Genomic DNA, 15,287 nt, shown 5'->3' with positions numbered 1-15,287 from the left:
GCACCTCATTTTATATAATTTAAAGAAATAATGCTTTTCCCTAAAAGTTCAATTGAATAGAATCAAGCGCGTTCTCTTCTTCCTCAATACTTCCGCTCAATCCGATTTGATCGATCAGAATGTCCGGCTGTTCCAGAATCGCTGATAGGATGTGTAAATAGTCGTTTGATAGAATCTCGATTCTGCTTTTCTTAAACAGTTTTTTCGAATATTCAAACAGCCCGTGATAGTTGTCGTGATCCGTTTGAATCGACAAGGTCAAATCGAACTTGGCAACCGGATGATGAAACTGATATGGCTTGAGCTGCAGGGAATCAAATGTCAATTCAGCCTGGTCGAGATTTTGCAGCACAAACATCGTATCGAATAAAGGGTTGCGGCTTGCATCCTTCGGAAGATGTAAATGCTGTATCAATTCTTCCAACGGATAGTCTTGATTTTTATAGGCGTTCAGCATGTTTTCCTTTACTTCGTTTAAGTAGGCATCAAATGTTTTACGGCCCGCTGGGTGATTGCGAATGACTAACGTATTGACGAACATTCCCACAACTGACTCCACATCCAAATGAGTCCGCCCGGCAGACGGCGTTCCTACGATAATATCTTCTTGTCCGCTGTATTTAGATAAAAGAATCGTATAGGCTGCCAATAAAATCATATACAGTGTTGCGCCTGTTTCTTCTTCCATTTGTCTTAAACGCTGTTTCAAGTGTTCCGGTATAAGAAATTCAAATGATTCGCCTTCGTAATCGCGTATGGCAGGTCTCTCATAATCCGCAGGCATATCCAGTACGGGAATGTCATCGTGAAACTGATCCAGCCAATACGCTTCCTGGCTCTTGATGTTCCGTCTCTGAATGTCCGATTGCTGCCAAACCGCATAATCTTTATATTGAACTGAAAGCGGGTCCGGTTGGTTCCCTGCGTAGAGCCGGCTCAGATCGTTCATCATAATATTGACGGACACGCCGTCAGAAATGATATGATGCATATCAACCACAAGCACATGCCGCAAAGGTTCAATTTCAATTAATCCCGCTCGCATCAGAGGCGGTTTGGCTAAATCAAACGCTTGGATGAATTCAAGCACACGGTCTTCCGCTTCTTCTTCGCTTGCTTGAATTTGTTCTATTGTAAATTCGACGCTCTGATGAATTCGCTGTGCCGGCTCACCTTCATATAATTCAAAGCTGGTCCGCAACGCTTCATGACGCTCGATTAATTTTTGGAAAGCGTCGTTTAACCGGTCGGGATCAACTCCTCCTTCCACGCTCATGGCACCCGTCATATTGTAAGTCAGCTCGCCGCCTTCTGCGTGACTTAACAAATACATCCGTCTCTGAGCTGAAGAAACGGGATAATAGGACATTTCTTTTGCGGCCGGGATCGGTATATATTGATTTTTGTCCATGTGTAACGTTTTTTCAGCCAATTGTTCAATGGTAGGAAACTTGAATATATCTTTTAGAGACAGATTCACATCCAGCTCTTTTTGAATTCTGGCGGCTAAGGCCGCTGCGCGAATGGAGTTCCCTCCGAGATCAAAGAAATGATGTTTAATCCCCGCACGGCTTATTCCGAGCACTTCCTGCCATAAATCTGCGAGTTTGGACTCCGTCTCATTGCCCGGCGGAACATATTCAGCTGTCTGCTGCAGACTCGCTTCTGGCGCGGGCAGTGCCTTACGGTTTATTTTCCCGTTAGACGTTAACGGCATATCGTCCAGACGGACAAAATAGGCCGGAACCATGTAGTCCGGAAGTTCGGATGACAGTTGTTCCCTAAGCTGCGCAGCCGCTATAGGCTTGTCGCTTACGTAATACGCGCATAATTGGTTTAAGCCGTCTTCTTCTTCTTTCACTGTAACCGCGGCTTTTTGCACCGCTTCCGCGTTATGCATCGCCGCTTCGATTTCACCAAGCTCGATTCGGTGGCCCCTGATTTTGACTTGTTCATCAACGCGCCCAATATATACAAGATTTCCATCCTTCAATCGTTTAGCCAAATCCCCTGTTTTGTACATCTTCGCTCCCGGGACATACGGGTTTTCAACAAATTTCTCTGCCGTTAAATCCGGGCGGTTCCAATACCCTCTGGCCACACCCGGTCCGCTGATATATATTTCGCCGATTACCCCGATCGGAACCAGATTTCTGCTTGCATCGGCCACATAAATATCCGTATTGGCTGCCGGTGTGCCGATCGGTACAAATTCCCGCTTGTCCCGTTTTGCGTTGAAGTGATAAATCATACATCCGACGACAGCTTCCGTCGGTCCGTATTCATTGAAAATGTCCAGCCGGCCTTTAAACTGCTCGCTGACACTTTTGGCCAGACGGGTGCTTAAATTTTCTCCGCCCACAATCATTTTCCGTATGGCGGTGCCGCCTGCTATATTCATCTCCTTGATGACATGCAAATGTGCCGGTGTCAATTTGATCATGTCTATTCTTGTGTCCCTTATAATTTCAGAAAGCACGGCGCTTTTGTCCTCTCCATCGAAGACAATGATGGTATTTCCAGTAGCCAGCGGTGTAAATATCGAGGTCACCGTCAGGTCGAAAGAGATGGAAGAGTATAATGGGAAGTTGGTTTTCTCACCTTTTACATAAACCTTTTTCGCCCACCAAATATAATTACTCAATCCCTGATGCTCAATGAGTACACCTTTCGGATTTCCCGTAGAACCCGACGTATAGATCATGTAGGCCAAATCATGTGTATTGCTTTCCAATTCAAGATTCGAGCGGTCCTCATGATATGAACTTTCCTCATCTAAAAGCACAACATCACCATCATACGGTAATTGATCTTGCAGGCTCTGCAGTGTTAACACAACCTCCGCCCTTGAATCGCTCAGCATATATTGAATCCGATCTTCCGGATATTCAGGGTCAATAGGCACGTATGCGCCGCCGGATTTCAGAACTGCCAAAATTCCAACAATCAGCTCAAAGCAATGCGGAGAAAGGATGGCAACGAATTGATCCGCTTGTACGCCTTTTGTCCGTAACGTCCGCGCCAATTGGTTCGCCCGTTCATTGAGCTGTCTGTACGTATACTGCTCATTGCCAAAAATAACGGCTGGATGATCTGGCCGCTGTGCCGCCTGCATTTCAAACCATCGGGTTACTGTTTCGTTATGCGGATACGGCGTCTTTGTGTCATTACACTCGGTCAGCAATTGATGCTGTTCGGTTTCAGACAGCATAGGAACGGAAGACAGCGTCATCTCCGGCTGCTCCACAAGGCTGTTTAATATGCTGATATAGTGTCTGGTGATCTGTTCAATGGTGTCTTTTTCAAACTGTCCCGGTTTAAAATCAAAATGCATCTCGATCTGTTGTCCGGCATCTTCGACCGTCAGCATCAAATCATATAAAGAGACTCCGGGATTTCGCTCTTTCACCTTAAACGTACATTCATCGTGCCGGATTTCATGAAACTCAATATTTTGAAACACAAACATCGTGTTAAACAGCGATTTTCGCGTTGTTTCCCGCTGCACATTTAATTTCTCCACAAGCTTGTCGAATGGATAGTCTTGGTTTTCGAAAGCGTCAAGCGTCTGTCGCTTTACTTCTTCCAGGTAATCCGAGAACTTTCGATTGGCGTGCGGCTTCGTTCGGATTCCGAGGGTTTGTATGAAAATACCGATGATCTTTTCAATATCCGGATGATTTCTTCCTGAAGCAGGCGTGCCTACGACAATATCTTCTTGGCCCGTATATTTATGAAGCAGCACTTTGTAGGCGGCCAGCATCACCGTATAGAGAGTCGTTCCCGCTGTTTGCGCCAGATCTTGCAGCGAACGGATGACATCCGGCTGTAAAGAGCACGTCACGCGCTGTCCCTCAGAAGACTGCTCCGCCGCTTTTGAACCGTCTGTCGGCAATTGAAGGACCGGGATTTCGTCTGAAAATTGTTCCAGCCAATATGCCTCCTGCTGCTTCATGGCATCCTCATTCAGCCATTGGTTTTGCCATTCGGCGAAATCTTTATATTCAAATTCAATATCCGGTAGCGGTTTTTGATGATATAAAGCCAGCAATTCATTTGTAAGGATGTTGACGGAATAACCGTCCGAAATGATATGGTGCATATCGATGAGCAGTTCGGCCTGCCCGTTTTCAATCTTGATCAGCTCCGCACGAACCAAAGGAGCTTCTTCCAAGCGGAACGGTTTTACAAATCGGTCTGAATAGGCGTCAAATTCGTCCCGGCTCATCGTCCGGACATGAACGTTAAAATCAACTTCGTTATCAAGTTTTTGGACGATTTCACCATCTATAATGTCAAAATATGTGCGAAACGCTTCATGCCGCTCTATGACTTGTTGAAGGGAAGAAATCAGAGCCTGCTCATCGTACTTCCCTGTTATTGATATTTGCCCGAACATATTTTGAGCCAGCTGATCGGGCTCCATTTGGTGGAGGAAATAGACTCTTTGCTGCGCCGGCGATGTCGGGTAATACGCTTTTTTCTCAGCAGCTTTGATCGGGAGGTGCATGACTTTCGTTTCGTTCTGAATGAAACGTGCTAATTCCTTAACAGTCTGATGATTGAAAAATTGTCCGATGGAAACCTTTTGATGAAATGTCTTCTGAACTTTGGATAGCATAAGGGTCGCTTGGAGTGAGTTTCCTCCCAGATCCAGGAAGCGATCTGATCTGCCAATCCGTTCAAGGCCGAAAAGCTCCTCCCAAATACGCGCCAGCTGCCGCTCCGTTTCATTTGCCGGCGCCTCGTAGGCATCAGCAAGGTTTTCCGTATTGCTTACGATTGAGGAGACCCGCTTTTGGTGTTCGGCGTAAAGTTCTTGTAAATCATGCTGTTCTTCATCGGAAAACATGACCAGGGCGTTAAGAGGGACTGAATCCCCTTCAACCATCTTTTGCAGCAATGTCGTAAAGCCCGCTCCCCACTTTTTCATGATCTCCGGACTGACGACATTCGTATTAAAATCAAAATCAAGAACGTATTCTTGATCGACATCCGTTACGTTAAGAAACAGATCGTATGAAATGCATTTCATAGGGTAAGCAACGAGCTCAGCTTCCGCCTTTCCGAAGTGAAGCTTTCGAAAAGGCCTGTCCAAATTAAAAATAATACGCATATCCGGCACATGATTGTGCGGAAGTTCTCTGGCCGCCAGTGTCATCGGAACGGCTTGATGGCGCATTGCTTGATTCACGTTTTCTCTCATCTGGTCCAGATAGCCGGATAAAGTGGTTTCTGAAGAAGCCGTGTTTTTTACCGGAATCATATTGACGCAATTTCCAATCAGATCATGCTGTTTCATATGGGATTGACCGGCTGTCGGCATCCCGATTACAAGGCCCGTCTGTTTGGTAAGCTGGTGCAGAAAAAGGTGAAATGCACCAAGCATCGTTACAAATACGCTATTTTTCATCCGAATGCTCAAAGACTTTAAGGCCTTGCTTAAAGGCCGCCCAAGCCGGACGGTACACCGGTCTCCCTCGTATCCGTTCTGATGGCGGGCAGAAGCGGCGCCCGGCAGGACTGCCTGCTGTATCGGTTCAGAAAAATGATGCCGCCAATACCGGACTCCTTCTTCATAATGGCCGCTGTCAATTTGCGCCTGCTGCCAGTCTAAATATTGGCGAAATGAAGCAGCGGCCTCTTTTAGCGGAAACGGTTTTCCTTGTACGATTGCCGCGTAGCTGCTCTCCAGTTCTTGAACAAAAACGGCGATTGACCATCCATCGGCAATGATATGATGGAACGTGAGCACAATCAGGTGTTCATTGTGGGCCGATGTAAGCACATGGATTCTAAACAAGGGCTTTTGTTCTTGGAAGTGAAACGGCCGTTTGGCATCTTCTGTCAGCCATTTCTGAATTTCTGTTTCCCGCTGCTCTTCCGGGTGACCAGTAAAATCAATGACAGGTATTTCTATAGTCATCCGTTCCTGCACCTGCTGTACCTCGTCATCGGGATGAATCACTGTACGTAAAGCTTCATGACGGTCGACGATATGCCGGACGGCTTGTTTTAATGGTGTATGCTGCAGTTCGCCCTTTACTTTCAGCATAATGGACTGGTTTAAAGCTGCAGAAGCTTCATTCCCATAATGGGATGCCATGACCAATTGTTTTTGTTCATCTGAAAGCTCGTACGCCCCGGATTTGTTATGGCCGCCGTCATCAGGAGAATCCGGGCCTTCCGGAATAAATCCGCCTCGGCGAAGATCCTTCACCGTGTCTTTAACAGCTTGAATGATATGTTCAATATCATCCGCGGTATGCGCCGTGGATAGGAAGCAGTTGCGTCCTTCCCACACATAGACCCCTTTATAATTGAGATGGTAAAAGAACAAGTCGTTATCAAGCGATGAGACAAACCGGAATAAAGAACCGAATTGAACCATGCGGATAGGCACTTGCGATTGTTCAAAGAAGCGATTTAGCCGATCAACCAAGGAGGCTGTTTTTTGATTCAGCTGTTCATACAGGTGTTCTCCCTCGGTTTGTAAATGGCGAAGCACGGCTAACGACATTCTCATGGTAAGCGGGTGAGTATTGAAGGTGCCGGCCACAAACGTACGTTTCGCCTCATCTTGCGGATAGGAATCGTCCCCATACTGCCAGGTTCCCCCGTCGATCGCATTCATGAATTCAGCTTTTCCGGCAACAATCCCTAACGGCTGTCCCCCGCCGATGATTTTTCCGTAGGTCACTAAATCAGCCTGAATACCGAACCATTCCTGAGCGCCGCCGAGACCGATCCGAAATCCTGTAATAATTTCATCGATAATCAAAGCTGTTCCGGATTGCTGCGTGATCGCCCGCAATTCTTTCAAAAATGCCCGCGGCTGCAAATCCGGCCTGCGGCTTTGTACAGGTTCCACAAGTACGGCTGCCAATTCATCACCAAGACTGCGGATCACGTCCAGCGAATCGGGATTGTTGTAATGTAAAATAATCAAATCATCCATATAGCTCTGCAGTATGCCCGGAGCCAGCGGATTCGCAGACGAGGCTCCGCCTTTTGTGCCGGCAAGCCCTAATACCCCGTCAAACGTACCGTGATAAGACCCCGAGAAGGCCACAACTTTCTTTCTTCCTGTTGCCGCCCGCGCTAAACGAAGGGCAACCATGACAGCCTCTGTTCCGGAATTATAGAAAGCGACCCTTTCCACCCCGGTGCATGTGCGGATCCGATCGGCAACTTCTCCTGCGACATCCGACATCGGGCCGAGCGGAGGCAATGATGAACGGACTGAATCATCGATAACCTGTGTAATAAAGGATGGATGGTGCCCGAAAAGGTTAACCCCGAATCCCATGGTGACATCAATGTATTCGTTGCCGTCAACATCCCACATCTTGGAACCGTCAGAACGTTCGGCAATAATCGGGTACACGATTTCCTTCCAATATGAACGGAAGCTGGACAAGTTGCGGTTATTTGCATGAGCAAATCGGGTTTTGTCCGTATACTGTTTGGAACCTTTCGTTTTATCTGCATATTTCACGATGAAATCTTCTAAATATTGTTTTTGCCGTGCGGTATAGTGTCCCTGTTCATGCAGGTTCTGAGGCTGGAAAGGAACATAGGGTTTCGCTTCTTGGGCCGTTTTCTTTTCTGCAGTGACGGCCGGAGGCCCCTGCTTGACAGAAGGAATTGATTTCTCTTGCGCTTTATCGTGTTCTTTCACATCGGAATGATGACCGCCGTTTCTCAGCAAATTAAAGCTATTTAACTGAGCTTGTAAGGTGTCCTGGATTAATTGATTTTGTGAAGCGATTATTTTTTCGAGCATATGTCCTTGATGATCTTCTCTGTGACCAGATTCGGGCTGTGCTTCTGGAATGACCAGTGTTTCCTGCGCCGGAACATTCTCTTGAGCCGGAGCGGGTGCATGAGACGATGGAGCGGTCTCAGCCAAGTAATCGATGACACTTTGAAGGTTGTTCATCGTATCAAAAAAACGATCCATCGGGATGTCTACCCCAAATTCGTCCGCGATAGCTTTTTTGACCTGTGACAGCATGATGGAATCCATTCCGAGCCCGATAAAATGAGCGTTCAGATCAAGCTCATCCGCTATAATTCCCGAAGCATTGCTGATGACAGTTTTCAGGAAGGATTCAATGTGCGCCTTCGTTTGATCCATATTCAATGCCGCTTCTCCTTTCTCTTGGCCCTCGTTTAGGCGCAATTGGTCAGCTTCAGCCCAGCAGCGGTTCCGTTCAAACGGATACAGAGGCAATGGCGTTTTTTGTACGGTTTCACCGGCGTAAATGGCGCTCCAGTCTATAACGGCTCCCTGCACAAATAATTCGGCCGCGCGATTCAGCCATGCGATCCGTTCATCATGTGTACGTATACGCTGCATTATCAGAGCGGCTGCTTGTTTATTCAGCTCCTCTTTATGGCCAGGCAGCATTTCCTTCAAGTTCTGATAACCAACGTATACTCCGGGAAGATCTCTGTCTCCCTGGATTACGGAAGTCAGCTTGTCACATAATTCCTGCTTACTGAATACAATCATGGCAATACCATGATCCAAATGAGCCCTGCCCGTGCCGGCTGTATAGCAAATGGACTTCAATGAAGGGCTGTCATCTGCTACATATTGGCGGTACTGCTGTGCGAGTTCATAGAGTGCATTCTCTGTATGAGCGGATAAAACAAATAGGTGCGGCTCATTTTCATTTGCGGGTGCATCCTCATTTTGAGAAGTGTATTCTTCCAATACCACATGAGCGTTCGTTCCGCTAAAACCGAACGAGCTGATTCCGCCTCGCAGCGGCTCATCACCCGATGTGAACTCCGCAGCTTCCTGATTTACATAAAACGGTGAAGAGTGAAAATGAATGAGCGGATTAGGTTCATTAAAGTGCGCTAAAGGCGGGTTTTTCTTATGATTCAGCATGAGGACAGATTTGATCAGTCCGACGATGCCTGCTGCTTCAAACAAATGACCGATGTTCGATTTAACAGAACCAATCGCGCAAAATTGTTTTTTTGCCGTATACTTTTCAAACGCTTTACAAAGCCCGTTAAATTCAACCGGATCGCCGAGCTTTGTTCCGGTGCCATGTGCTTCGATGAAAGACAGCGTTTCAGGATCAATGCCCGCGTCTTTCCAGGCCGTCTCAATGACCTCAGTCTGAGCTGCCGGATTCGGTGCGGTAATCCCGGCGGTTGTTCCGTCTTGATTTATCGCGCTTCCTTTAATCACGCCGTAAATATGGTCTCCGTCGCGAACCGCATCCTGCAAAGGTTTTAACAGGACAGCCGCCGCGCCTTCACCTGTGCCAGTACCGTCTGAATCTTTGCTGAACGTTTTCGTGTACCCGTCCGAAGATTCCATATCAAGCCCGATACGGATCGGCAAGAGCGATGTCCGGATACCGCCGGCAAGAGCCATGTCACAATCGCCGGAAATTAAAGATTTACATGCCATATGAACGGCGGCAAGCGATGAGGAGCATGCCGTATCCACTGTGACCGCCGGCCCTTTTAAATTTAAGAAATAAGCGATTCGGCTGGCTAACACGGAAGGAAGATTGCCTACAATATATTGATGAAGCTCCTCCGGATAATTCGCAGAAAGGAGACGTTCATAATCGTAGCCCACCTTCGAGTACCCCGCATATACCCCGACACGGCTCCCGTTCATGCTGCCGCCGGCATAGCCCGCATCTTCAATCGCATGCCATGCAGACTGCAAAAACAGTCTTTGATTGGGGTCCATAAACTGAGCCGTTTTAGGAGCTAAACCGAAGAACGAGTAATCAAAGCGGTCGATTTCATCTAAATAGCCGCCCTTCACAAACTGATTCTCATTGAATTCGCTTTGGATGGACTTTAAATAATCCGCCGCATCTTTCAGCCGGGATGCAGGGTATTCCCGAATGCTGTGCTCACCTTTTTCAAGCAGATTCCAAAAATCACTTTTAGTTGATGCTCCCGGGACATTGAGCGACATCCCGATAATGGCGATATCTTTCGGTGTCACATGGCTTGGTTTCGCTGTCACGTCCTGCTTGATTTCAGCACGGCTTTCAGACAGATGTGCCGCTAAATCAGTAATAGAAGGATACGTAAAGAGGTCGGAAACGGCAAGCTCGCGTCCAAATCTCTGTTCTATGTGCTCGGCAATCTGCGATAACTGTAATGAATTTGCGCCCATATCAAAATAACTGTCAGTGAGGTGAACCTTTTTCCCATCGAGCACATCGGAAAAGATAGACAGTAATTCCGTTTCGATTTCATGAATGGGAGTCTGTCCGGAAGTTTTCGGGCTGCTCTCCAAACATTCATTGATGGCGGCAGACTCTGCTGAAAATTTCCCTGCTTCATACTGTCTGGCAAGTTCATAGCGCTTAACCTTCCCGCTCGTCGTTTTTGGCAGCTTTTTGATCGGAAGGACTTCTTTTATGCTCCAGCCGCCCCGCTGGTATAAATGCTTTTTGATCTCTTTGACAAGCGGCGCGAATTTTTCAGGTGATTTTTTGTAAACAACAAAGAGCACGATCTCTCCGCTTCGCGTCTTTTGGTCATATACACCGCAGGCGGCAACCCTTCCTAAGTCAACCTCTTCCATTTCAATCGCGACCCGCTCAATATCGTGAGGATAGACATTTTTTCCGTTCACGAAAATAATGTCCTTTTCTCTTCCGGTTACGACTAAGTTGCCACTTTCACTAATGAATCCGAGGTCTCCCGTTTTTACCCAGCCGTCAGAAGTCAGCGCTTTTTCCGTACTCTCGGGGTTGTTATAATACCCTTGCGTCACATTGTCTCCTTTGATCTGGATATGGCCGATGATTCCGTCTTCTAATCTTTCATTTGCTCCATCGGAGATCCGAAGCTGACAATAGTCAATGGGTTGTCCCACTTCGACGAATGAAGCGCAATGTTGATCCTCTTTGCTGACGTTTACAGCTCTTTCACCAAGATTTAAATAGTCACGATGCAAATAAACGGGAACGAATTCTTTACCTGTTTTAGAAAACGCTGCGCCAACCGAAGCTTCCGCTAAACCGTAAACATTCAAAATGGCGGATCTTTTCAGATTGAATGCTGCGCATCTAGTCAAAAATTCGTCACAGAGCTCCGGCAATATCGGTTCTGCACCGTTTGCGATGACCTTGATATGGGATAAATCCCAGTCTGGTTCGTTTTTCAGAAATTTAAGGAAGTAGTTGTACCCGAAATTAGGAGAGGATAGAATACTGGCTTTATGTTCATGAGCTTTTTTCATCCAAAGAATAGGTCTGCGAATAAATAATTCTGTAGGCATTAGATTTTGATTGATTCCGGTTATGAAGGGAACAAGGTGGCAGGCGATGAGCCCCATATCATGCGTTAAAGGCATCCATGATAACAAAGAGTCTTTCGAATGAATGGCTAGGGCAGTCCCAATGGCGCACGTGTTATGTATTAAGTTGTGATGCGTTAACATGACTCCTTTTGGATCTCCTGTCGATCCTGAAGAAAATTGGATAAAAGCCAGTTCATCCGCATCAGGTTCATAAAACGAAGCGGGGTAATCGTAGGTGTGGTCTTGAATGATGTCAGATTTTTCATTTAATTGATGATGGAAATCTTGTAAATCGTGTTCTGCAGCGTATTTCTTTATTTTGTCCAATACTTTTTCAGAGGCAATCAGAAACGGATGATTTAATATATTCCAAATGCGCCACACCTTCAGCTTATGGTCATCATCTTCTCCGATACTGACCGGTACCGGGATCATTCCTCCTAATATACAAGCCCAAAAAGCAACGACAAATGATTTGTTTTCTTGGATTTGAAATACAATTTCCTGCTTCGGCTGAATGCCGATATGCTGTAAATAGCCAAGATATCCTTGTGCTTCCTCAAACAATTGGCGATAAGAGACAACCGTCTCGTTTTTATCGGATTCGATAAAACGGATCCCGCGATCAGAGATATTGCTTCTTTCCCGAATGACATCGACTAAGGTTTGGAATTGACTGGTATACATAGGTCCCCTCCTGGGCGCTTTATTTTAAAATCCGCAATTCTTCCCAAGCCGGAAGCTGTTTAGCTTCACAAATTAATTTGCATAAATGGATTGAATGTTCGAGTTCTTGTTCTGAAAGCACGTCTTCATGCCTTTTCATTCTCTCCTTCAGCTCTTGGATTTGCATAAATAATGGCGTCGTCATATTGGAATAAGCCGCTGAATCCTCGTTGTAATTTCGCGCAATGACGGATTGAATCATCAATTTATTCAGTTGTTTTTTGCGTAAACGGACAATATGTTTATTTCTTTCCGCTGAATTGGAAAGCTGGTGAATATCAGATGTCTGTCCTAAAGGATAAGGTGCAATGTGGTTCGTTATTTTTTTCAGCAGACCGGATAAGACATTGTTCGGCCCCATTTCGATGGCTTCTGTCACTCCGTGTAAAAGCAAATAATGCATCGATTCTGCCCATCTTACCGGCATCGCCATGTGCTGCTTGAGATGTTCGCTGATCGAATTTTTGCTGCTGTAAGGGCGCGCGGTGACATTTGAAATGATCGGCCATGCGGCATCCCGGAAGGAATACTGCTGTAATGCACTCTGGAATTGTTCGGATGCCGATCTTATCATTGAACTGTGAAAAGGTGCACTTACATTTAAATAAGTGTATGCCGCCCCCTTTTCCTCCGCCATCCTGATGACACGCTCCACAGCTTGCCGATGTCCGGAAATGACATGCTGCCGGTCTGAATTCATGCAGGCTACATCTGCCGGAAAGTCTTCTGTCGACACTTTCGCACACATTTCTTGCAATGTTTGAAGAGAGAGCCGGGTCACAGCAGCCATTGTCCCCTGCTGCTGGGGATCCGCATTTTGCATAAGAATTCCCCGCTGCCTTACAAGTGTAACGGCATCATGAAAAGAAAGGGCGCCGGCACAGACAAGCGCCGAGTATTCTCCTAAGCTGTGACCTGCAAGAAAGCGGGGCTTCACCCCTATTTCCTGCATATACACTTGAAAAGCAATGACACTGACTGTTAAAATAGCGGGCTGCGCGTTCATAGTCTTTGTCAATTCATTTATATCTCCGTTAAAACACAGTTTTTTTACATCCAGGGAGATCGCGTCGCCCGCTTCTTCAAACAATCTCTTTGCGAGCACAAAATCATTCCAAAAATGTTTGCCCATTCCTACAAATTGAGACCCTTGTCCAGGAAATAAAAAGGCAAGATTGTTCATGAGATTCCTCCGATCATATTGAACAAAAATACAATATCCTACAAATTATCCCTTTATCTAACATCCTAGCATGATTACAATAAATGTGTATAGAATACTTTCGGAGGAGTTATTGTTCGATTTTACAAACGAATTAGATATATTTATTCATAAAATAAAACATGGGGGTTTCACTGAAAATCAGTCTTAAGGAGAGAGGATGAAAGCCGGGGTAAAGCCTGTTACCAGCTTTTCTTCACTTAGGGTGCGCCCAAGATATTTCATATTTTTTGGGTATATCGGCATAATTGTGTCAGAATTTACATCTTTTCTGTTTATTGTAAAAGTTCATTTGTATATCTGTGAAGGATTGTAAACTGGTTGTGCAGGAATGAAATTGGAAGAGGAAAATCCGTAAGTGAAATGCGGCGCAGCACATATGGATGATCCTGCTCCGATACCGATTGATGCATTCTCAATCGATTGAATTCCGGCTTTTTTTGTTTACATTGTTTTGTAAGACCTTCCGTCAGCATTCACCATTTTGCTTATCAAGAACCCCTTTTTATTTTGCACTCCTTATTTGGACAGAAAAAAACAGCCGCTTTAGAACGGCTGTTTTTTCATGGGTATCAGAACTATTGAGCGGTATACCCGCCGTCCATAACGACGGCCTGACCGGTGACGCCTTTTGCTTTGTCGCTGGCCAAAAATACGGCGTAATCCGCAATTTCCTTCACTGACAGCAGCCGTTTTTGGGGAACGAGCGGAAAGATGACGTCCTCCAGCACCCGTTCGTACGGTACATTCCTTGTTGCGGAAATATCCTTTAACTGATTGCGGACAAGCTGAGTGTCCACATATCCTGGGCAAAGCGCATTGACGGTAATGCCGTCAGCCGCGCCTTCAAGTGCGCCGACTTTCGTTAAGCCGATGACGCCATGCTTGGCGCTGTTATATGCCGCTTTTCCGTAAAAACCGATCAGTCCGTTGACAGACGCCATATTAATGATTCGCCCGAATTGCTGTTTTTTCATAATGGGGAATGCATGTTTCATGGTGAGAAACGGTCCAGTCAGCATGACACGGATGAGCCTTTCAAACTGTTCCGCGGGAAATTCCTCGATGGGCGCGATATGCTGAATGCCCGCGTTATTTACGAGAATATCGAGCCGGCCGAATTCTGTCAGAGCTGTTTGAATCATATCGGCCGTTTGTTTTTCATCTGTTACATCACACGTGATGCTGATGGCATGGGCGCCTTCTCCGCTGAGTTTTGCAGCAGCTTCTTTTCCCGCCTGTTCATTAACATCCGCTATGAGAACGGAGGCTCCTTCACGGGTGAATTCTTGAGCGATTTCAAATCCGATTCCTCTGGCTGCCCCTGTCACTACAGCTGTTTTGTGTTTCTGCATTGAATGCATGATGATACCTCCTTATTTCCGCCGGGACGTTAATGCTTCACTGACAGTGAACCGGCCTTCGGTTTTCTCGATGACTTCCTCTAATGCCGCGCCTTCCTGCAATTCGGTCAGCGTCATACGGCCTTGGCGGAAATCGAATACCGCCAAATCTGTGATCAGCCGATCGACGACCTGCCTGCCGGTTAAAGGCAGCGTACATTCCGATTTCACTTTGGACTCTCCATATTTATTCACATGCTCCATGATGACAACGATCCGTTTTGCTCCGTGAACCAAGTCCATGGCGCCGCCCATTCCTTTAATCATTTTTCCGGGGATCATCCAGTTCGCCAAATCTCCCCGTTCGGACACTTCCATGCCGCCGAGGATGGCGACATCAATGTGACCCCCGCGAATCATAGCAAACGATTCGGCACTGTCAAAATACGAGGCTCCTTTGACTTCGGTAATGGTTTCTTTCCCGGCGTTAATAAGATCTGGGTCCTCCGTTCCGGCAAAGGGATAAGGGCCGATTCCCAGCAAGCCGTTTTCCGACTGAAGCATCACATTGTAATGATCCGGGATTTCATTGGCGACAAGCGTCGGCATGCCTATCCCCAAATTCACATTCATTCCGTCCTTAATTTCCTTTACTGCCCGTGCGATCATTCGTTTTCTGCCATCTTTCATGAGATCA

At 46.4% G+C, this 15,287-nt stretch carries 4 protein-coding genes; all 4 read right to left on the bottom strand.

The window, feature by feature from the left end; genetic code table 11:
• Nucleotides 1-40: 40 nt before the first annotated feature.
• Nucleotides 41-11,986 carry a non-ribosomal peptide synthetase/type I polyketide synthase gene (locus AUL54_RS01495; RefSeq protein WP_060962665.1) on the bottom strand — a complete coding sequence of 3,982 codons (11,946 nt, stop codon included), beginning with the start codon at nucleotides 11,984-11,986 and terminating at the stop codon, nucleotides 41-43.
• 19 nt (nucleotides 11,987-12,005) lie between these two features.
• Nucleotides 12,006-13,208 carry an ACP S-malonyltransferase gene (gene fabD / locus AUL54_RS01490; protein WP_060962664.1) on the bottom strand — a complete coding sequence of 401 codons (1,203 nt, stop codon included), beginning with the start codon at nucleotides 13,206-13,208 and terminating at the stop codon, nucleotides 12,006-12,008.
• 617 nt (nucleotides 13,209-13,825) lie between these two features.
• Nucleotides 13,826-14,611, bottom strand: coding sequence for a 3-hydroxybutyrate dehydrogenase (locus tag AUL54_RS01485; RefSeq protein WP_060962663.1), 786 nt, complete (start codon nucleotides 14,609-14,611; stop codon nucleotides 13,826-13,828).
• Nucleotides 14,612-14,623: 12 nt separating this feature from the next.
• Entirely contained in the window at nucleotides 14,624-15,280 is a 657-nt protein-coding gene (locus AUL54_RS01480; protein ID WP_060962662.1) for a 3-oxoacid CoA-transferase subunit B, read from the bottom strand.
• Between the last annotated feature and the right edge of the window lie 7 nt (nucleotides 15,281-15,287).

The sequence above is a fragment of the Bacillus sp. SDLI1 genome (genome assembly GCF_001553895.1).
Classification (GTDB): domain Bacteria; phylum Bacillota; class Bacilli; order Bacillales; family Bacillaceae; genus Bacillus; species Bacillus siamensis.
The sequence above is the reverse complement of the archived record's forward strand: the minus strand, read 5'-3'. Positions and strand labels throughout refer to the sequence as shown.

What these genes read in the sequence shown, in the direction of transcription:
- AUL54_RS01495 (WP_060962665.1), bottom strand. Translation starts at nt 11,986, where the DNA reads ATGTATACCAGTCAATTCCAAACCTTAGTCGATGTCATTCGGGAAAGA.
- fabD (WP_060962664.1), bottom strand. Translation starts at nt 13,208, where the DNA reads ATGAACAATCTTGCCTTTTTATTTCCTGGACAAGGGTCTCAATTTGTA.
- AUL54_RS01485 (WP_060962663.1), bottom strand. Translation starts at nt 14,611, where the DNA reads ATGCATTCAATGCAGAAACACAAAACAGCTGTAGTGACAGGGGCAGCC.
- AUL54_RS01480 (WP_060962662.1), bottom strand. Translation starts at nt 15,280, where the DNA reads ATGAAAGATGGCAGAAAACGAATGATCGCACGGGCAGTAAAGGAAATT.